This window comes from Micromonospora sp. NPDC007208 (genome assembly GCF_042869175.1).
Lineage (GTDB): Bacteria > Actinomycetota > Actinomycetes > Mycobacteriales > Micromonosporaceae > Micromonospora > Micromonospora foliorum.
Map to the genome: position 1 here is coordinate 189,569 of NZ_JBIAFG010000014.1, position 19,970 is coordinate 209,538.

Consider the following 19,970-nt stretch of genomic DNA (forward strand, 5'->3'; position numbering starts at 1 on the left):
GGGCGGTGCAGCCAGGCCCGAAGCGCGTGGGTGGTGGGCATCGGGTGGTCATTGACGGGGACGGGCGTCAGCGACGGATGTCGGTGGGATCTCCACACGCCGACGGTGCCGGCATATTGACATCCATCATCACCTGTATAACGTTATAGAGCCGTCCGGGGCGTCCCGTCAATGCTTGTTCGTCAATGCCCTGTCGGCCCGCCGGTCGAATTCGGGAAGGGTTGGTGGATGGGCGTCAACCTGAAGGACATCGCCCAGCGCGCCGGTGTCTCGCTGGCCACGGTCTCGAACGTGGTGAACGGGTACCGGCCGGTGGGGGAGCGGACCCGACAACGGGTGCAGCAGGCGATCGACGAACTCGGCTACAGCCCCAACCTCGGCGCCCGGCACCTCCGCCGGGGCCGTACCGGCCTGATCGCCCTGGCCGTCCCGGAACTGACCAACCCCTACTTCGCCGAACTCGCCGAGATCGCCATCGCCGAGGCCGCCGCGCTCGGCTACACGCTCGTCATGGAGAACACCGCCGCCGACTGGGGGGCGGAGCTGGCGCTCCTCGACGGCTCCCGGCAGCGCATCATCGACGGTCTGATCCTCAGTCCGGTGCGCATCGGCCGGGAGGAGGTGCTGGCCCGGCCGGCCGGCAGCCCACTCGTGCTGATCGGCGAGGGCGTCTACGACGTACCGCACGACCACATCGCCATCGACAACGTGGCCGCCAGCCACGCGGCGATCCGGCATCTCGTGGCGATCGGCCGCCGCCGGATAGCGTTCATCGGCGCCACCCCGGGCGGTGACCGGCAGTCGGCCCACCTGCGGGTCCGGGGTTACCGGGAGGCCCTCGCGGCCGCCGGCCTGCCGTACCGACCGCGGTTGGTCGCCCGCACCGACGCGTTCGGTCGGCTCGACGGCATGCGCGCCATGCGTGACCTGCTCGCCCTCGGTGACCCGCCGGACGCGGTGTTCGCTTACAACGACCTGGTCGCCATCGGCGCGCTGCGGGCGCTGGCCGAGGCCGGTCACCGGGTGCCCGAGGACGTCGCGGTGGTCGGGATCGACGACATCGAGGAGGGGCGGTTCAGTGCCCCGACCCTCACCACGATCGCGCCGGACAAGAGGGAGATCGGCCGTCTCGCGGTACGCCGCCTCGTCGCTCGCATCGAGGGCACGGACGTCGCGGGGCCGCTGACCGTGCAGACACCGTTCCGGCTCCTGCGCCGGGAGAGCACCGGAACGCCGGCCGCCTGACAGCCGGTCGGCCGCACGCCCCGCGCCGCACCGCACCGCACGAGATCCATAACGCCGGTGGTACGACCCAGAGAGGATGACCCGCTAGATCCATAAATCTCAATATGATGACCGCTATCTCGACTGCGGGTGCGCTCACGAGGCGTGCCATCCTGATGCGGAGGAATGAATGGTTCGCTGGCGTACCCTCACTGGCCTGCTGGCCACCGCGTTGGCCGCGGTGACCGCGGCCAGCCTCACCCTCACCGCGCCGGCCGCCGCGGCCGACAGCCCCGTGACGCCGAACGTCGTCGGTGGCACCCGCGCCGCTCAGGGCGAGTTCCCGTTCATGGTGCGTCTCTCGATGGGCTGTGGCGGGGCGCTGTACAGCCCCCGGCTGGTGCTCACGGCGGCACACTGCGTGGGCGCGACCGGCGCCAACACCAGCATCACCGCGACGCTCGGGACGGTCGACCTCCAGTCGTCCAGCCGGATCACCGTCCGGTCCAACTACGTCTACCGTGCTCCCGGCTACAACGGCGCCGGCCGGGACTGGGCGCTGATCCGGTTGGCCAGCCCCGTCACCGGGCTGAGCACGCTGCCGATCGCCAGCACGACCGCGTACGACAGCGGCACCTTCACCGTGGCCGGTTGGGGCGCCGCGCGCGAGGGCGGCGGCCAGCAGCGGTACCTGCTCAAGGCGAACGTGCCGTTCGTCAGCGACTCCACCTGCAACGCCAACTACGGCGGGGACCTCATCCCCGCCCAGGAGATCTGCGCCGGCTACGCCAGCGGCGGCACGGACACCTGCCAGGGTGACTCCGGTGGCCCGATGTTCCGCCGCGACGCCGGCAACGCCTGGATCCAGGTCGGCATCGTCAGCTGGGGCAACGGCTGCGCCCGGCCCAACTACCCGGGTGTCTACACCCAGGTGAGCTACTTCGCCTCGTCGATCGCCTCGGCGGCGGCGAGCCTCGGCGGCTGACCGTACGACCGCTCGGGCGGCCCGGACGACACGGTCCGGGCCGCCCGTTCGTGCCGTCCTGCCCGGTGGGCGGCGAGTGGGCCACTCCACAGAAGGCGAGTGGGCCACCCGACAGAAACGGCGGGCCGCCCGTGCGGCGCCGGGCGCAGCGGCGATGATGGGCCGGTGAAGATCCTGTCCATCCAGTCGTCGGTCGCCTACGGTCACGTCGGCAACTCGGCGGCGGCCTTTCCGCTGCAACGCCTCGGCCACGAGGTCTGGCCGGTCCTGACGGTGCACTTCTCCAACCACACCGGGTACGGCGCGTGGCGGGGGCCGATGCTCCCGGCGGCGGACGTGGCGGAGGTGATCGCGGGCATCGAGGACCGCGGGGTCCTCGGCAGCGCCGACGCGGTGCTCTCCGGCTACCAGGGCGACCCGGCCGTGGGCGCGGTGATCCTGGACGCGGTGGCGAGGGTGAAGGCGACCAACCCGGCCGCCGTGTACTGCTGCGACCCGGTGATGGGCGACGCCGGTCGGGGCATGTTCGTCCGGCCGGGAATTCCGGAGTACCTACGGGACACCGTCGTGCCCCGTGCGGACATCATCACGCCGAACCACTTCGAGCTGGACTTCCTCGCCGGCCGTACGACGAACTCGCTGGCCGAGGTGCTCGACGCGGTCGACGTGGTGCGCGCGACCGGGCCGCGGCACGTCCTGGTGACCAGCGTGCTCCACGGCGACCTGCCTCCGGACTCGCTGGAGGTGGTGGCGGTCTCCGACGAGGGCGCCTGGGCGGTGACCACGCCGCTGCTGCCGATCAACCCGAACGGTGGGGGCGACGTCACCGCCGCGCTGTACCTCGCGCACCTGTGGACGACCGGCTCACCCGCGACCGCGCTGGAACGGACCATCGCCTCCGTCTACGCCGTGCTCGAAGCCACTCTCGCGGCGGGCACCCGGGAGATCCAGCTGATCGCGGCCCAGGACGTGATCGCCGACCCGCCGGCCCGTTTCACCGCCCGCCGGCTGCGCTGACGGCGGGGTCGCGGACCGGCTGCACCGACGAGGGTCGCGGACCGGCCGCGCTGACGAGGGTCGCGGACCGGTGGCGGTCAGCGGCCCTCGGGCACGGCCATCTCGCCGAGCAGCGACCAGTCCTCCTGCGGCACGGTGGCGTTCACGATGCGCGGCGTCTCGGCCAGGTGCGGCGGCAGGGTCTCCTGGGCCGTGCGGAAATGCGCGGACTGGACGTGGGCCGCACCGGCCTGGTCGTCGCGGAACGCCTCGACCAGCACGTACTCGGTCGGGTCGTCCACGCTGCGGGACCAGTCGAACCACAGGCAGCCCGGCTCCGCCCGGGTCGCCTCGGTGAACTCGGCGGCGATCTGCGGCCACCGGTCGGCGTGCTCGGCCAGGACCCGGAACTTGGCGGTAATGAAGATCATGGCCCCAGGCTACCCAGCCGGACGGGCGCGGGCGACGACCTCCTCGGGGGTCAACGGCGCCTTCGGGTGGTGCGTCAGGCAGAGCGGGGTACGAACCTTGACGAAGGAGAACCCCTCCCCGGCGGCGTAGAACTCGCCGCTGTTGAGCAGGCCGATGTCCGGCAGCCGCCCGCCCTTGGCCTCGGCGAGTTGCCGGGCCGCGTCGATCTGCGCCGGCGCGTTGAGCAGCCCGAAGAACTGGGTCGTCGCGTTGCCGGAGATCTGGTTGTGCAGACCCTTGGGCGCCTGGGTGGCGAAGACCAGCCCGAGCCCGTACTTGCGGGCCTGCGAGGCCAGCGCGATCGAGCTGGCGGTGCAGGCCGTGGTGCCGGTCGAGGGTGCGAGCGTCTGCGCCTCGTCCATCACGAACAGCCCACCCAGCGGTCGGTCACCGGCGGGGTGCCGCTTGATCCACGCGAAGAGCGCCATCTGCAGCTGGTTGACGAAGCTCTGCCGCTCCTGGTCGGAGGTGAGGCCGACGAAGCTGATCACCGACACCCGGGCCCGCCGCCCCGCCGACGGCGTGAGCAACAGCCCCGGGTCGGCCGGCGCGCCCACCCCGCCGAAGAGCGGGTCGGTGACCATCGCCGCCTTGAGCGCCTCGGCCAACTCCTCGGCGAGCTTCCCGGCGCGGGCCAGCCGACTGACCCCCTCGGGCAGGTCGGTCAGGAACTCGGTGAAGCCGGGCAGACCCACCATCCCGCTGCGCGCGTACGCCTGGAGGGCCTCGGTGAGGACGGCCTTGCCCTGCTGGGCGAGCCTGCTCGACCGGTCGACGCCGGCCCGTGGCGCGAGCGCCTCCACGGCGGAGCGGACCGCCTGGTCGAACTCGTCGGGCCAGTCCCGCAGGGAGGTGAAGTCGGGTAGCGGCTGGAAACTCAGCGGCCGACCGGCGGTGACCCGGGGCGTCCACACCACCACCTCGGTGTGCGCGAGGTAGTCGGCGGCGCGTTCGGCGTCACCGGGGCCCCAGCCGCTCGGTGGGTCCGGCCACGGGTCGCCGAGCCGGGCCAGGTCGTTGTTGGGGTCGAGCACGATCGACGAGACGCCCTCGCGGGCGCACTCCTCGACGAGTCGGCGGATGAGCACGGTCTTGCCCGAGCCGGACCCGGCGAACACGACGGCGTGGCGGCGCAACGACTCCAGGGGCACCGTGAACGGGTGACCGCCGTCGACGGTCCGTCCCAGCCCGAGGGCCCGGCCGCCGGCGTCGACCACGAGGTCGGCCGGGTCAGCGGGGACGGGCCCGGTGGTCGAACCGGTCGACGCGCCAGCGGGGACGTCGGCGACCGGCACGCTCGTCGGGCCGGAATCGGGGCCGCCCGACGGTGGCTCGTCGTCGTCGGGCGTCGGTGGCGGGGCACCGCCGGGCGTCCCGTCGGGGCCGGGCAGGACCGCGCGGAACAGCTCGGTGCCGCTGGCCGGACGGCGGGCCACCAGCCACTCCTGCAAGGCCGTGGACGGCTCGGCCGCCATCACCCGCAGCGCCGCGAAGACCCGCAGGTCCGCCTCCGGCACGGCGCGCCGCAGGCCGCCGGCCGCGTCGAAGCCGGCCAACACCTCGGTCGTACGCTTCCCGGTCGGCCACGGACCGTTGCGCAGCAGGATCAGCCGCCGTTGCGGCAGGTCCCGGTCCAACCCGGCGAGGGTGCAGGCGGCCTTGACCCGGGCGGTGACGGCGATGGCGTTCGGGTGCGCGATGGCCCGAAAGCACCAGTGCGCCTCGTTCTCGGTGGCCTCGTCGAGCACCTCGATGAGCCGCCCGTGCAGCGCGGGCTTGCGTCCGGGCGGCGGATCGTACTTGTAGGTGGCGCCGGTCGGCGCCTGCTCGGCGATCCAGGCGGCCAGGCCGGCGGCGAGCAGCGGCGGCAGGTGCTCGTCCTCGCCGGCCGGGTCGACGGCGGCGGACACGTCCGCGGCCTCGACCAACTCGGCGAACCGTGCGTCCAACTCGTGCAGGCGGCGTTCGTCAGTCGTCGGGTCGGCGGAGGCGCCACGGACGGTGCGCACCGTCGGCGTCGAGTCGGCGCCGTCGATGAGCCGGTCCAGCTCGACCAGCTCGTCGCGGTCACGGCACCAGGCGATGTGGCGGTCCACCCGGCGGAGCAGGGCGCGCGGGGTCAGGGTGGGTGCGTCAGTGAAGGCGGCGGGGGCGATCGGCCAGGTGGGGTGCGGTGGCACGAAGCGCGGACCGGCGAACGCGGCGGCGAGGCGCTTCGCCACGATCGCCTGCCCGATCTCCGGGGTGGGGATCCGGTCCGGCAGGGTCGACGTACGGAAGCGGTCGGCGACCGGGGTGGGCGCGGTGCGGGTCATCAGCACCCAGGTGTCCGGCAGGCACGAGACCACGACAAGCGTGCGGCGGGTGATGTCGCGGAGCTTGAGCAGGCCGTCGGCGATCGGGCCGAGCACCTTGGCCTGGCCGTCCTCCAGGCCCTGATGCTGGTTGAGCAGCGAGGTGCTGGTCTGGGCGAACAGCGTGTCGAGCTGGTCAACGGCGATGACCGTGGGGTTCAGGGTCAGGGCCATCAGCCGGGAGATGTCCTGCACGACCTGCTGCGGGGTGCGGACCGCCGCGCTCAACCCCCACGCCGCCCGCGCGGCCGGGTCACCCGGTTCGGAGATCAGGTGGGCGTAGCCGACGTCCTGTGCCTCGAAGTCGATGGCGCCGTGCAGAACGAGCGCCCTTGCGGTGTCCTGGGCGTCCCGTCCGACCTCCCGATCGCGTTCGCGTAGCGCCCAGATGAAGGTGTCGAGCTGCGCACGGGTCACCGGTCGGGCGCCGGCGACCGCGTCGCGGACCTCCACCGGCAGGCCGAGCTGGGGGGTGAGCCGCCGCAGGAAGGTCTTCAACTGGGTGCCCCAGCCGACGTGGGGGCGGCCCAATCCCTCCACCAGGGCCAGTGCCACGCTCTCCCAGAACGTCTTGCCACTGACCATGTCGACCAGGAAGAAGTAGCCGCCGTCGCGCTGGATCCGTTCGCGGACCGCCCCGAGCAGGTGCGTCTTGCCGGCGCCCGCGCGGCCCTGCATGGCGACGCCGAGCGGCATGCTGGTGTCGTCGGTGCGGGCCCGTGCCACCCCGCGGAGGATCTCCGCAGCCACCTTCTCGTGCAGCTCCGGCACGTTGTGCGGGCTGGGCCGCCAGACGTCGTCCGGGGTGACCGCAGGGTTGAGGCTCACCGCTTCCAGCGCGGTCCGCTGGTCGTCCGAGATCATGCCGGGCCGATCGCCAGGGCGTGGTTGTCCTCGTTCCCGATGCGGACGGCCGCGGCCCGGTCCCGTGCGGTAAGTGACTTGGTGTTCGCCACCGGGATGATGCGGACGTCCTCTCGGCCGACCATCGTCCGCAACGCCGCGTCGAGGGAGGCCCGGTCGGTGTCGGCGAGCCGGTCCCGGACGTCGGCGAGGCCGACCCAGGCGCCTGGCGCGGTGGCCAGATCCCGGTACGCGGAACGAACCAGCGCCTCCACCTCCGCCGCGGACACCGGTGCCGCCGGTGCGGGTGCCGCCGGCGTCGCTGCCGGTGCTTGCTGTTGCGACTCGCTGGCCGCCGGGGCCGTTGCCCCGGTCTGCTTGAAGAAATCGCCGTGGCTGACCCGGAGCCGGTCCAGCGAACGGTGCAGGTTGGACAGGACGACGAACAGCGACCGGGTCGTCGAGCCGCCCTGCTTCGGCGGCGCGACGGTGTGCAGCTGACGTGCCACCCGCCAGCCCTCCTCGGTCAGCTCGTGGGCGAACGGCCGGTGCGTCCGATCGGTGTCCACCAGGCCCAGGTCGACGAGCTTCTTGTTGTCCTGGCCGGTCAGCGTGAAACCGGCCAGCTCCTTCAGCTCGACGTTGGTGAGTCGGCGCGCCTCGACCATCAGCACCACGAGGGCGTTGATCTGGTTCGGCGTCAGGTGCGGGACGTCCGCCGGGCTCGTCATGATGTCTCATCTCCAGGGGATTGCGTGCCGTCCGCGCGTCGCCGGGCCAGCAGCCGACGGATCCCGTCGACCACCGCCGGCACGTCGGTGAGCACCTGCTCATTGGTGAAGCGGAGCACGTCCAGCCCGAGGAGTTGCAGCTGCACGTCTCTCCGCCGATCGTTGGCGAAAGCGATTCGCCCACGATGCTCCGGGCCGTCCACCTCGACCGCAAGACCCTCCACGGGCCAAAACAGATCCAGTCGGTACGCCGCGCCCAGGACGTGCCACTCGTAGGTCTGGTTCCACCGCCGTCCACGCGCCCAGTCGTGCGGCGCGAGCGCGCGTTCCAACGCCTGCTCGGCGGCGCTGTCGCCGCGAGGGACGCCCGCGAGCGGCGGCCAGGCCAGCACCGTCGACTCCGGCTCGACGGCGGTGGCCGGAATCCGTTCGACCGTGCCGGCCAACTCGGCGAATCGCGCCGGCACCGGCATGGACACCGACCGCACCCGGTCGACGTGGCGCAGGGGCCTGCCGGCCAACCACACCGTGAAGTCGCCGTGCCGCACGAGCCACTCGGCGGCGGCCACCAGCGTCCGCTCGGCGTTCGCATCCAGGTCGGGCAGGGCCACGACGAGAAGGCAGCTCTCCCGGTCGTACGCCTCGGAGATCACCCGGGCGAGCCCGGCGGCGCGTACCCCCGGGGCGAAGCGGGACCGGCCGGCGGGGTGGCGCGGCCCGCGCAGCCCACGCTCGGCGAGGTCGGCCAGGAACGGACCGAAGTGCCGGGAGCGGGCGGCGGTACGGGCCGCGAGGGCGCGCACCGCCGCCACACCGAGCGTGCCCTCACCGTCGAAACGGTCGGCCCCGGTCAGCCAGCGGGGGAACATCGCGAGGGCCGCGGTGTCGAGGTGACCGAGCAGGGTGTCCACGAGGTCGCCGAGGGGACCTGTCACCGTGGGCCGGTAGTGCACGATCGCGGGCGCCGCCCGTGGCAACGGGTCGAGTGCCACCCGCAACAGCTCCGGGTCGATGCCCTGCAGGTGACTCACCCGTCGCGCCGGCGGGGCGGCCCACCACGCCCTGTTGGCGTCGCCGATGGCTCGGACGGGGTGCGCCATGCCGGCACCCTACGACACGGCGTGTGCGACCGGGGCCCCTCGGTGACGCAGGCGGTGCGCTCGCCGCTCAGCGCAGCCGGCGGATGTCGCCGTACGCGCGGTAGTAACCACCGCGGCTGGACTCGCGCACCTCGGTCACCAGGTAGCGGGCGCCGGGCTCGCGAATCCCCTTGGGGAACTGCACCGACCAGTCCCGCCGGTAGCCGTCGGAGAGCACCTGCACCCGCAACCGCCCCCGGTCGTCCAGGCACTGCACGACCACGCCCGCGCCCGAGTCGCTCGTCACCTCGACGATCGTCGGTTGCACCGGCTGAGGCGTCTGGCGGGGGGCCTTGATGTCGCGGACCTGGGGCACGTCCCCGGCCTGCGCCGCCCGGATCGCCGGCTCGCTCGCGTCGATGCAGGCCAGGTGGCCGCCGGTGGTGACGACGTAGAGCCGGTCGTCGTGGTACTGCATGGAGTACGCCGAACCGCAGCCGGTGCCGAGCTTCCACAGCCGGGTGCCCGCCGCGTCGAAGCAGTAGATCGAGGACTGGCTGTCACCGGCGAAGACGTACCGGCCGCCCTCGGCGGTCGCGCAGGAGAAGACCGGGGCGTCGCAGCGGTAGGTGCGTTCGAGTCGACCCGACTTGGACAGTCGGACCACCTCGCGGGTGCCCGTCCCGGCGAACACACTGCCCTGCTCCTGCCACCCGAAGAGCACCGAGCCGGTCCTGGTGTGCCACAGTTCCCCGCCGGTACGCCACTCGTAGCCGGTCACGCCCTGCGAGTGGCCGTGGTAGATGGCGTCGTTGTCGCACCGCACCATCCAGGCCGAACGCCCCCGCCCCGGGCGACGCCACAGGAACTCGTCCTCGTGGTCGACGGCGGTGATCCCACCGTCGGCGTCGGAGACACCCAGGACGCCGTCGTGGATGTCCAGCCAGTAGATGTCGATCTCCGGGGCGATCGCGTATGCCACCCGGGGCACCTTCCCGGACAGGTCGTAGACGTTGCCGTCGTCGCAGCCGGCGTAGATCCAGGCGTCGTCGGCGACGATGCACTTCACGCCGTCGGGAAGGCGGACCTGGCTGCGCACCTGGGCGTCGTGGTCGAGCGTCGTGATGACGCCGTGCTCGTTGCCGACCATGCAGTGCTGCCCGTCGACGAAGATGCCGAAGGCGGGGGCGCCGGAGTCGTAGCGCCAGAGGACCGGGGCGGTGTGGGCGGTGGACCGGGTGCTCACGATCTGCCGCCGTGACACGGTGCGCTTCTGGCGGACGCCGGGGACCGCCGGCGCGTAGCCCTTGCGGACCTTCTCCCCGATCTTCTTCGCCGCGGCGGCCCGGGCCCGGGCGTTGTCCGGATAGGCGCTCGCCTTGACCTGCCCCTGGTCACCGATCCGGCCGTAGCGCACCGTCAGCGTGGCGTTGTCGACGATGACCTCGTAGAACTTGTGCGCACCGTCCACTTCGGACAGTTCGAGGTAGGTCGTCTCCTGGGACATGGGGGGCCTCCGAGGGGTCAGCGAGCGGCGCGATCCGGCCGGCGCTTCGACAGTGACCACACGTTATCGAGGCCCCCCGACAGAACCGGGGTCCGGCCAGCGCAGCGCGTCGTCGCGGAGCACCGCGTGCGCGCCGACGCTCTGGTTGACGATCTGCGTCACCCGCACGTCGACCGCGATGCTGGCCAGCGCCACCGCGTCCGCGCGGCTGAGGCCGTGCAGCCGCTGCATCAGGGTCAGCATCGAGTCCAGGGCGGTGAACGTGGCCTCGTCGAGGGAGGCACCGACGCCCAGGGTCAGCCAGGCGTCGGGGGTACGGGCCACCGGGCCGGTGACCGGAAAGTCGTCGCGTACGTCGAAGGTCAACGTCACCTCGTCCATCGGACACTCGATCGCAGTGCCGCCGACCTCACCGTCACCCTGTGCGGCGTGTCCGTCCCCGACGGAGAACAGCGCGCCGTCCACCGGGATTGGCAGAAGGAGGGTGCTGCCGGCGGTGAGGTCCCGGCAGTCCAGGTTGCCGCCCCAGGGGCGCGGTGGGATCGTCGAGTGCCGGCCCGGCTCCGCGGGTGGCATGCCGAGCACTCCCATGAAGGGCCGCAGCGCGACCGTGTGGCCGTGCTGGTTGCGGCCGGTCATCGTCACCGGGTCCAGCGCCCAGGCGTGCACCACCGGTTGGTCCTGCACGCCGTAGCGCTGGTTGAACTCACTCGGCCAGCCGCCGGCCACTGTGGTTCCCCAGCGGCCGGGGACGACCGCGTCGACGCGTACCGCGAGGGTCTGGCCGGCGCGCGCACCGCGGACCGCGACCGGACCGATCAGCGCGTGTCCGTGGTCGGGCCGGTGCTGCGCCACCCGGGGCCGGTCCCGGTTCGGCCCGCCGGGGTACGGGCCGGCGGACCACCAGCAGTCCAGGGTGCGGTAGGTGACGGTGTCACCGGGGTCGATGGTGAGCACCGGCGGGAAGTCGGGGGAGAAGTGGCCGTGCAGGCTGTCATCCCCGGGGGTGAGGGTGTGTCGCATCCGTGCAGGTTAGTGGCCACGTGCGGCGGGCAGGCAGGTGCGCGGTGGGTGCCGGGCGCACCCACCGCGCACGACTCGACCTGGGCGAGGTCAACCCGAGGTGCAGGAGCGGATCTGTGGGCGGGCGCTGCTGTTGCCGTTGGTCATCGTGGTGAAGCCGAAGGTGTTGCCGCTGCCGTTGGAGCGCATGGTCATGACGGTGCCGCTGCTGTCCCAGGTGGCGGTGCCGTTCCAGATGGTGGTGACCTGTTGCGGTGCGGTGATGGCCACGACCACCGTCCACGTGCTGGCGCCGCTGACCGTCACCGACGTGTTGTACCGGTCGCCCCAGACGTTGGGGGTCGTGGCGGTCGCGGTGCAGGTGCCGCCGGCGGGCGGCGGGGTGGTGGTGGGCGGCGGGGTCGTGCCGTCGGGCGCGACGGCGCGGCCGGTGGACGGCGAGATCATGCCGGGGCACAGGTTGCGGCTGGTCAGGTTGGCCATGATCTGGGGGATGGCGTCGCGGGTGTTCTGGATCCCGTCGTGCATCAGGATGACCTGACCGGCTTGGAGTCGGCTCGCGTTGGCCACGATCTGGCTGACGCTGGCGCCGTTCCAGTCCTGGGAGTCGACGTCCCAGATCACCTGGCGCATGCCCAGTGACGACGCGACGGACTGCAGGGTGGCGTTGGTTTCGCCGTAGGGCGGCCGGAAGAGCACCGGTCGGCTGCCGGTCGCCGACTGGATCGCCGAGCTGGTCTGGGACAGGTCCGACTGCATCTGCGCCTGGCTCATCGAGGTCATGTGGGCGTGGTTCCAGCTGTGGTTGGCGACCCACATGCCGGCAGCCACCTGGGCCTGCGCGGCCGACCGGTTGTTCTGGACGTTCTGCCCGACGTTGAACATCGTGGCCCGTACGCCGTTGGCGCGCAGCACGTTCAGCAGTGCGCTGGTACTGCTGGTCGGACCGTCGTCGAAGGTGAGGCCTACGTAGCCGTTGCAAGCGGCGGCGCTCGACGGGGTCGAGGTGGCCGCCAGGACGACGCCGCACATGGCGACGGCGGTGGCGAGGACGGCGAGCGCCGCGCGCAACCGCCTCGACCACAGGGCCGTGCGGGGGAAGAGCCTGCTCATCTGGTGCCCCTTCGCGCAGGCCCGGACGCGCCCTGGTGGGTGGGCAGCACAGTCCGGACAGGTGTGGATGAGTGGGTAGGTGGAGCCGAAACCGCAGCGAAGCCGATCGCATCGACGTCAATGGATCGGAGTATTACAGCGAGAATTCCAACGCGTCAACAAGTTCCGGAACATCCTCGGAACAGCGCAGGGGGCCGTCCGGGGGCTGGCCAGGCACAGCAGCCACCCCTGGGGTCCCGATCATGCTGGTCGATGCGCATGAACTCGACATGATCCGGAAAGCTGCCGGAATTATCGACCACCCGTCAACGGACCTGGCGTCGCGCCGACCGCGGGTAATAGTAAAGATTGTGAACAGAAGATGTTACAGTCACTTCGGTCGATATCCGCTCGGGTTTCGGCCAGTGAGGTCCCAGAAAGGAGTGATCACATGACGAGACTGCGCGCGCTGGTCGCGCTGGCGGTACTGGTCGTCGCCGGCGGACTGGTTGCGGTCATCCCGGCCACGGCCGCTTCGGCGGCTGCCTGCTCAGCATCGTGGCAGGCCTCGGCCGTCTACTGGGGAGACGCCCAGGTCTCCCACAACGGCCGCAACTACCGGGCGAAGTGGTGGACCCAGAACGAGGCGCCACCGGGCACGACAGGCGTCTGGGAGGATCTCGGCGCGTGCGGTGGAGGCACCACGCCGCCCACCGGCGGGACCTGCAGCTACCCGAACTGGACCGCCGGGACCTGGTACGCCACCGGGGCGATCGTGCGGTACACCAACGGTCTCTACTACATCGCCGAGCACGACAATCCCGGGTACGACCCCGTCGTCAGCACCTGGTACTGGGAGCCCTACACCTGCGGCGGTCAGCCACCGACCAGCCCGCCGCCCACCAACCCGGGCGGCTTCGTGGTCACCGAGGCCCAGTTCAACCAGATGTTCCCGGGTCGCAACTCCTTCTACACGTACTCCGGGCTCGTCGCCGCGCTCAGTGCCTACCCCGCGTTCGCGCGCACCGGCAGTGCCACCGTCCAGCGCCAGGAGGCCGCCGCGTTCCTGGCGAACGTGTACCACGAGACCGGCGGGCTCGTGCACATCGTCGAGCAGAACACCGCGAACTACCCGCACTACTGCGACCCCGGCCAGCCCTACGGATGTCCGGCCGGGCAGGCCGCCTACTACGGGCGGGGGCCGATCCAGCTCAGTTGGAACTTCAACTACAACGCCGCGGGTAACGCGCTCAACCTGCCCCTGCTGACCAACCCGTGGCTGGTGCAGACCGACGCCGCGGTGGCCTGGAAGACCGGTATCTGGTACTGGATGACCCAGAACGGGCCGGGCACCATGACCGCCCACAATGCGATGGTCAACGGCGCCGGGTTCGGAGAGACGATCCGCAGCATCAACGGCTCGATCGAGTGCAACGGCGGGAACCCCGCCCAGGTGCAGAGCCGCGTCACCCGATACCAGCAGTTCGTCGGCATCCTCGGCGTGTCCGCCGGAGCCAACCTCTCCTGCTGATCCGTGCCCGGGCCTCGACGTACGTCCCCGGACGTAAGTCGAGGCCCGGCACCTCGGCCGCCGCGTCCCGGGTGGGGCGGCGGCCGTTTCGGCGCGATCAACCCGTTGACAGGGCCGGGGTGCGCCCGGAACTATCAGCGACAGTCCACCGCCCCGGCTCTCGTTGTTCACGAACTCTCATGACAACGATGTCAGGGCCTGACCCACCACCCGCTCCACTCTGCCCAGACCTTCGACGTACTCGACCCGGTTCGAGGCGAAAGGCTCCGTCCCTCATGTCGCACACCCCCCTTGCGCGTCCCCTCTCTCCCCGCCTGATCGCGGCGACGACAGCCGTCCTGCTCCCGCTGGGCCTCCTCGTCGCCGCACCCCTGGCGAACGCCGCCCCCACCGCCGCGACGCCCGGCAACTTCACCTCCTCGTTCGAGCCCACCGACCCGCAGCCCGCCACCAGCACCGTGGAGGTCGGCGCGAACGGAAAGCCGGTCCAGGCCAACCTGAGCGGCAAGGTCGCCACGCTGCCCGGCAGCCTGCTCGGCCAGGTCAGCGCCGTGACCGCGAGCGACGAGAACCAGCCGCGAGAGGTCGCCGCGAACCTCAAGGACGACGACCCGTCCACCAAGTGGCTCGTGTTCGCGTCGACCGGCTGGGTGACCTACCAGCTCGCCAAGCCGGCGACGGTGGTGCGCTACTCGCTGACCGCGGCCAACGACGCACCGACCCGGGACCCGAAGGACTTCGTCGTCCAGGGGTCGAACGACGGCAGCACCTGGACCGACCTGGACAAGCGCGCCGGCGAGAAGTTCAGCGGGCGCTTCGCCACCAAGACGTACAGCTTCACCAACACGAACGCCTACGGCTTCTACCGGCTCAACGTCACCGCGAACTCCGGTGACTCGCTCGTGCAGCTCGCCGACTGGAACATCAGCGACGGCTCGGACGTCCGCCCGCCGGCCACCCCCATGGTCAGCGAGGCGACCGCCGGCCCGAACGGCGGCTACACCACGAAGCCGGACGTCGGGTTCACTGGACTGGCCGCGCTGCGCTACTCCGGCGGCGCCGAGGGCAACGGCCGGTCGTACGCGACCAACAAGCTGTTCGACGTCACCATCCCGGTCGGGCCGCAGACCCGACTGTCGTACAAGATCTTCCCCGAGTTCACCAACGGGGACGGCCGGTACCCGTCCACCTACGCCGCCGTCGACCTGCACTTCACCGACGGCAGCTACCTGAGTGGTCGCTCGCCCGCCGACCAGCACGGCTACCCGCTCACGGGTGCCGGTCAGGGCGCCTCGAAGGTGCTCTTCGCCGACCAGTGGAACCTGGTGCAGGCCGACCTTGGCACCGTGGCGCGCGGCAAGACGATCGACCGCATCCTGCTCGCGTACGACAACCCGCAGGCCACCGGGGAGACCCGGTTCCAGGGGTGGCTCGACGACATCGAGCTGACGGCCACGCCGGCGTCGATCGACGGCTCGACGCTGACCAACTACGTCGACACCCGCCGGGGCACCAACTCGACTGGCGGTTTCTCGCGCGGCAACAACCTGCCGATCACCGCCGTGCCGAACGGGTTCAACTTCTTCACCCCGGTGACCGACGCGACCTCCGACTCGTGGGAGTACCAGTACCACCGGATCAACAACGAGGCCAACCTGCCGATGCTCCAGGGCCTCGCGATCTCCCACGAGCCGAGCCCCTGGATGGGCGACCGCAACCAGATGTCGGTCATGCCGGTCGTCGGTGGTGGGCCGCTCACCGGTCAGCCCGCCAGTCGTGCGCTCGCCTTCAGCCACGACGACGAGACGGCGCAGCCGGACCTCTACCGGGTCACGCTCCAGAACGGCCTGGTCGCGGAGATGTCGCCCACCGACCACGCCGGGATCATGCGGTTCACCTTCCCCACCGGGCAGGCGACCGGAAGCCTCGTCTTCCACAACGGCACGTTCACCATCGGCACGGACGGCACGTTCACCGGCTGGGTGGACAACGGAAGCGGCCTGTCGGCAGGTCGTAGCCGGATGTTCGTCTCCGGAGCCTTCGACCGGGCACCGACGGCGTCCGCCGCGACCTCGGCCACCTTCGACACCTCCGCGTCGCGGGAGGTGACGATGCGTCTCGCCACGTCGTTCCTCTCCGTCGACCAGGCGCGCCGGAACCTCGACCTGGAGGTCACCGGCAAGAGCTTCGACCAGATCCACGCCGCCGCGACGGCCGCGTGGAAGGACCGGCTCGGTCGGGTCGAGGTGCGGGGCGCCAGCGAGTCGCAGTTGGTGACCATGTACTCGAACCTGTACCGGCTGAACCTCTACCCGAACTCGCAGTCGGAGAACACCGGCACCGCCGCCGCGCCGCGCTGGCAGTACGCGAGCCCGGTCTCGGCGCCGACCGGCGCGTCGACCCCCACCACGACCGGCGCGAAGGTCGTCGACGGGCAGGTCTACGTCAACAACGGCTTCTGGGACACCTACCGCACCGTGTGGCCCGCCTACGCGCTGCTGTACCCGGACGTCGCCGCCAAGATCTCCGACGGGTTCGTCCAGCACTACCGCGACGGCGGCTGGATCGCCCGCTGGTCGTCTCCCGGCTACGCCGACCTGATGACCGGCACCAGCGCGAACGTGGCTCTGGCCCAGGCGTACCTCACCGGGGTCGAGCTGCCCGACCCGCTCGCGGCGTACGACGCGGCCGTCAAGGACGCGACCGTCGCGTCCGGGCGCAGCGCGGTCGGACGCAAGGGCATCGAGAGCTCCCTGTTCCTCGGCTACACGCCGACGTCCACGGGGGAGTCGGTGTCCTGGGCGCTGGAGGGCTACATCAACGACTTCGGCATCGGCAACATGGGTGCGGCGCTCGCCAAGGACCCGGCCACGCCGAAGTCGGAGCGCGCCCGGCTCCAGGAGGAGTCGCGCTACTTCCTGGAGCGGGCCCGCAACTACGTCCACCTCTTCGACCCCAAGACGAAGCTCTTCCAGGGTCGCGACGCCGCCGGCAACTTCCTCGCCGGTGACCCGCTGGACTGGGGTGGCGTCTACACCGAGACCAACGGGTGGAACTTCGCGTTCACCGCCCAGCAGGACGGCCAGGGCCTGGTCAACCTGTACGGCGGGCAGCAGGCGCTGCGGGACAGGCTCGACGCGTTCTTCACCACCCCGGAGAACGCCGACCGCCCCGGTGGGTACGGCGGCGTCATCCACGAGATGCTCGAAGCGCGCGCGGTGCGGATGGGTCAGCTCGGCATGAGCAACCAGCCGTCGCACCACATCCCGTACATGTACAACGTGGCCGGCGCGCCGGCCAAGACCCAGGAGAAGGTACGGGAGATCCTGCGCCGCCTCTACGTCGGCAGTGAGATCGGCCAGGGCTACCTGGGCGACGAGGACAACGGCGAGATGTCGTCCTGGTACATCCTCAGCTCGCTGGGCATCTACCCGTTGCAGGCCGGGTCGTCCGAGTGGGCGATCGGTTCGCCGCAGTTCACCAGGATGACCGTGCACCGCAGCAGCGGCGACATCGTCGTCAACGCGCCGAACAACAGCGCGGCGAACGTCTACGTGCAGGACGTCAAGGTCAACGGTAAGAAGCAGCGCGGTCTGTCGCTGGACGTGGCGACGCTCGCCAAGGGCGGCACCATCGACTTCCAGATGGGCGCCAAGCCGTCGTCGTGGGGCAGCGGCAAGAACGACGCACCGCCGTCGCTGACCAAGGGTGACGAGGCGCCGAAGCCGTTGCAGGACGTCACCGGCCCCGGTCTCGGCACCGCGACCGCGACCGGCGGTCAGGACGCGTCGAAGCTGTTCGACGACTCGTCGACCACGCAGCTGACCTTCACCTCGGCGACCCCGCAGGTCACCTGGGCCTTCCGGGGTGGCAAGCAGAAGCCGAAGTACTACACCGTCACGTCCGGGGCCGGTGCGGGCGATCCGGCGGACTGGCGCCTGCAGGGCTCCAACGACGGCCTCACCTGGACCACAGTGGACTCCCGCACCGGCCAGGTGTTCCCGTGGCGCAACCAGACCCGCCCGTACTCGATCGACAAGCCGGGACGGTTCGCCCAGTTCCGCCTCGCCGTCACGAAGACCGTCGGCGCCGCGCAGACCAACCTCGCCGAGGTCGAGCTGCTTGCCGGGGGTGACCTCGACCTCGGGGGCGGCGACATCGCGGTCACCGCCGCGGAGGGCGTGCACGCGACCAACGGCGTACCCGTCTCGGTGCCGCTGGCAACCGTCACCGGCGGCGACGCCGGCGGTTACCAGGCCACCATCGACTGGGGTGACGGCACGCCGGTCACCGCGGGCACGGTGACGTTGAGTTCGCGGGCCGTCTACCGCATCGGTGGGTCGCACACCTACGCCACGCCCGGCTACCACCAGGCGAACGTCACGGTCACCGACGGCGAGAGCCAGAGCTCCGCGACGGTCGGCGTCGAGGTGGCGTACGCCCCGACCTCCGGTCTCACCGCCGCGTTCGACAGCGTCTGCGTCGGTGACGAAGGGGCCCTCGCGGCAGACTGTGACGCCAAGTCGTGGGCGTACTCACGGGCCGCCCTGGCGGCGGGCGGTGCGACCCAGGGTCAGCCCCAGCAGGTTCCCGGAACCGCGTTGCGGTTCACCCTGCCGGCGATTCCGGCCGGCCAGCCGGACAACGCCACCGGCAACGGGTCGACGATCGTCCTCGACCTTCCGCAGGACGCGAAGAGCATCTCGTTCGTCGGCGCCGGAACGCAGGGCAACCAGAGCACCACCGGCACGGCGACGTTCAGCGACGGCAGCACGGCCAGCATTCCGATCCAGTTGAGCGACTGGACGCTGGGCGGCAACGCCAACGGCACCCCGTCCTACGGCAACATCATCGTCGCCCGGACGGCGTACCGGCTGCAGGGCACCAGCCGCGACGGCGCCCAGCCGTTCCTGTTCGCCACCGCGCCGTACCAGATTCCGGCGGGCAAGACGCTGGTGTCGGTGACCCTGCCGACGCAGACCGGTGACCCTCGCTCGGCGGGCCGGATCCACGTGTTCGCCGTGGCCACCGACGGCACGCCCGCCCCGGCGCTGGCGACCGTCGCCCCGAAGGACCAGACGGCCACCGCCGGGCAGGCCCTCGCGGCGAACCTCGGAGCGGTGACCGGCGGCGTTCCCGGTACGACGGGCTACCGTGCCCGCGTCCAGTGGGGTGACGGCACGGTTCCGAACGACGTGACGATCGACGCGTCCGGCGCGATGAGCGGCCAGCACACCTACCCACGGGAGGGCACCTACACGGTGCGTGTCACCGCGTGGGACAGCCTGTCGAGCAGCACCGAGTCCTTCACCGTGACGGTGGCTCGGGGCGGATCGCAGCCGGCGATCGCGCTGTCCGCGTCCGGCACCGTCACCACCGGTGGCGCGATCACCATCGACGGCAGCGGCTTCGCCGCCGGTGAGCAGGTGACCGTCAGCGTCGGCACCGACCCGGGTCGGACCATGAAGGTCGCGGCCTCCGCGACGGGAACGGTCCGCGCCTCGGTGCCGACCTCCACCGACGCGCAACCCGGCCGGTACGCCGTCACCGCGACGGGCGCATCCTCGCGTACGCCGGCCACGGCCACCGTCCAGGTGACGGAGGAGCCGGAAGCGCGGACGTACCAGCCGCGGGTGGTGCTGCTGACCACCTCGGGGCCGCGCGGCACGTCGATCATGGTCGACGGTTCCGGGTTCGCTCCGAACGAGGCGGTCACCATCGCCTTCGGGGCCGGGCTCGCGGTCAGCACCGTGCGCGCGAACGCTGACGGCGTCATCTCCGGCGCGACGGTGAGCGTTCCGGGCGCGGCGAAGGCGGGCGCGTCCAGCGTCACGCTGACCGGCGCCACGTCGGCGACGAAGGTGTCCCGACCGTTCAGCGTCACCGGCTAGCACCGAGCCGGGGACAGCGCAGCCGCGTGGGGGGGGGGGGGGGGGCCGCCCCCCCCCCCCCCCCCCCAAAAAAAAAAAAAAAAAAAGGGGGGGGGCCCCCCGCCCCCCCCCCCGCCGGCCCCCCCCCCCGGGCCCCCCGCCGCCCCCCCCCCCCCGCCCCCCCCCCCCCGGCACCTCGGCCGCCGCGTCCCGGGTGGGGCGGCGGCCGTTTCGGCGCGATCAACCCGTTGACAGGGCCGGGGT

At 71.6% G+C, this 19,970-nt stretch carries 12 protein-coding genes; 5 read left to right on the forward strand and 7 right to left on the reverse strand.

What is annotated here, in order from left to right:
- Positions 1–228 precede the first annotated feature (228 nt).
- From ACFYL6_RS25025 to pdxY, 3 genes are all read left to right on the forward strand, one after another.
- Positions 229–1,245, forward strand: a complete 1,017-nt coding sequence (locus ACFYL6_RS25025) for a LacI family DNA-binding transcriptional regulator (RefSeq protein ID WP_387174703.1) — start codon at positions 229–231, stop codon at positions 1,243–1,245.
- Between the two features lie 169 nt (positions 1,246–1,414).
- Entirely contained in the window at positions 1,415–2,209 is a 795-nt protein-coding gene (locus ACFYL6_RS25030) for a S1 family peptidase (protein ID WP_387174705.1), read from the forward strand.
- Positions 2,210–2,374: 165 nt separating this feature from the next.
- Positions 2,375–3,226, forward strand: coding sequence for a pyridoxal kinase PdxY (gene pdxY / locus ACFYL6_RS25035; protein ID WP_387174707.1), 852 nt, complete (start codon positions 2,375–2,377; stop codon positions 3,224–3,226).
- A gap of 77 nt (positions 3,227–3,303) precedes the next feature.
- On the opposite strand, the gene ACFYL6_RS25040 is transcribed toward pdxY, so the two are convergent.
- The 7 genes from ACFYL6_RS25040 to ACFYL6_RS25070 form a co-directional block, all read right to left on the reverse strand.
- Entirely contained in the window at positions 3,304–3,636 is a 333-nt protein-coding gene (locus tag ACFYL6_RS25040) for a putative quinol monooxygenase (RefSeq protein WP_091406843.1), read from the reverse strand.
- Between the two features lie 9 nt (positions 3,637–3,645).
- Complete coding sequence (locus tag ACFYL6_RS25045; protein WP_387174709.1) at positions 3,646–6,894, reverse strand: ATP-binding protein; 3,249 nt, start codon at positions 6,892–6,894, stop codon at positions 3,646–3,648.
- Positions 6,891–7,604 (reverse strand): hypothetical protein, encoded by a 714-nt coding sequence (locus ACFYL6_RS25050; protein ID WP_387174711.1) that lies wholly within the window; start codon positions 7,602–7,604, stop codon positions 6,891–6,893. The genes ACFYL6_RS25045 and ACFYL6_RS25050 overlap by 4 nt, the downstream gene beginning before the upstream one ends.
- On the reverse strand, positions 7,601–8,704 hold the full coding sequence (locus ACFYL6_RS25055; protein ID WP_387174713.1) for an endonuclease domain-containing protein: 1,104 nt from the start codon (positions 8,702–8,704) through the stop codon (positions 7,601–7,603). Before ACFYL6_RS25055 ends, ACFYL6_RS25050 begins: the two co-directional genes overlap by 4 nt.
- A 67-nt stretch (positions 8,705–8,771) precedes the next feature.
- Positions 8,772–10,190 carry a PQQ-binding-like beta-propeller repeat protein gene (locus tag ACFYL6_RS25060; protein WP_387174715.1) on the reverse strand — a complete coding sequence of 473 codons (1,419 nt, stop codon included), beginning with the start codon at positions 10,188–10,190 and terminating at the stop codon, positions 8,772–8,774.
- Positions 10,191–10,253: 63 nt separating this feature from the next.
- Entirely contained in the window at positions 10,254–11,213 is a 960-nt protein-coding gene (locus ACFYL6_RS25065) for an acetamidase/formamidase family protein (RefSeq protein WP_387174717.1), read from the reverse strand.
- Positions 11,214–11,303: 90 nt separating this feature from the next.
- A complete protein-coding gene (locus ACFYL6_RS25070) occupies positions 11,304–12,326 on the reverse strand; it encodes a polysaccharide deacetylase family protein (protein ID WP_387174719.1) in 1,023 nt (340 codons plus the stop codon).
- 430 nt (positions 12,327–12,756) lie between these two features.
- On the opposite strand from ACFYL6_RS25070, the gene ACFYL6_RS25075 reads away from it, so the two are divergent.
- On the forward strand, positions 12,757–13,836 hold the full coding sequence (locus tag ACFYL6_RS25075) for a glycoside hydrolase family 19 protein (RefSeq protein ID WP_387174721.1): 1,080 nt from the start codon (positions 12,757–12,759) through the stop codon (positions 13,834–13,836).
- 275 nt (positions 13,837–14,111) lie between these two features.
- Entirely contained in the window at positions 14,112–19,727 is a 5,616-nt protein-coding gene (locus ACFYL6_RS25080) for a GH92 family glycosyl hydrolase (protein WP_387174723.1), read from the forward strand.
- The last annotated feature ends 243 nt before the right edge of the window (positions 19,728–19,970 follow it).

Excerpts from the sequence above, each read along its gene's own strand:
- ACFYL6_RS25080 (WP_387174723.1), top strand. The coding sequence starts at position 14,112 with ATGTCGCACACCCCCCTTGCGCGTCCCCTCTCTCCCCGCCTGATCGCG.
- ACFYL6_RS25060 (WP_387174715.1), bottom strand. The coding sequence starts at position 10,190 with ATGTCCCAGGAGACGACCTACCTCGAACTGTCCGAAGTGGACGGTGCG.
- ACFYL6_RS25045 (WP_387174709.1), bottom strand. The coding sequence starts at position 6,894 with ATGATCTCGGACGACCAGCGGACCGCGCTGGAAGCGGTGAGCCTCAAC.
- ACFYL6_RS25055 (WP_387174713.1), bottom strand. The coding sequence starts at position 8,704 with ATGGCGCACCCCGTCCGAGCCATCGGCGACGCCAACAGGGCGTGGTGG.
- ACFYL6_RS25075 (WP_387174721.1), top strand. The coding sequence starts at position 12,757 with ATGACGAGACTGCGCGCGCTGGTCGCGCTGGCGGTACTGGTCGTCGCC.
- ACFYL6_RS25040 (WP_091406843.1), bottom strand. The coding sequence starts at position 3,636 with ATGATCTTCATTACCGCCAAGTTCCGGGTCCTGGCCGAGCACGCCGAC.
- ACFYL6_RS25050 (WP_387174711.1), bottom strand. The coding sequence starts at position 7,604 with ATGACGAGCCCGGCGGACGTCCCGCACCTGACGCCGAACCAGATCAAC.
- ACFYL6_RS25070 (WP_387174719.1), bottom strand. The coding sequence starts at position 12,326 with ATGAGCAGGCTCTTCCCCCGCACGGCCCTGTGGTCGAGGCGGTTGCGC.
- ACFYL6_RS25065 (WP_387174717.1), bottom strand. The coding sequence starts at position 11,213 with ATGCGACACACCCTCACCCCCGGGGATGACAGCCTGCACGGCCACTTC.
- ACFYL6_RS25025 (WP_387174703.1), top strand. The coding sequence starts at position 229 with ATGGGCGTCAACCTGAAGGACATCGCCCAGCGCGCCGGTGTCTCGCTG.
- ACFYL6_RS25030 (WP_387174705.1), top strand. The coding sequence starts at position 1,415 with ATGGTTCGCTGGCGTACCCTCACTGGCCTGCTGGCCACCGCGTTGGCC.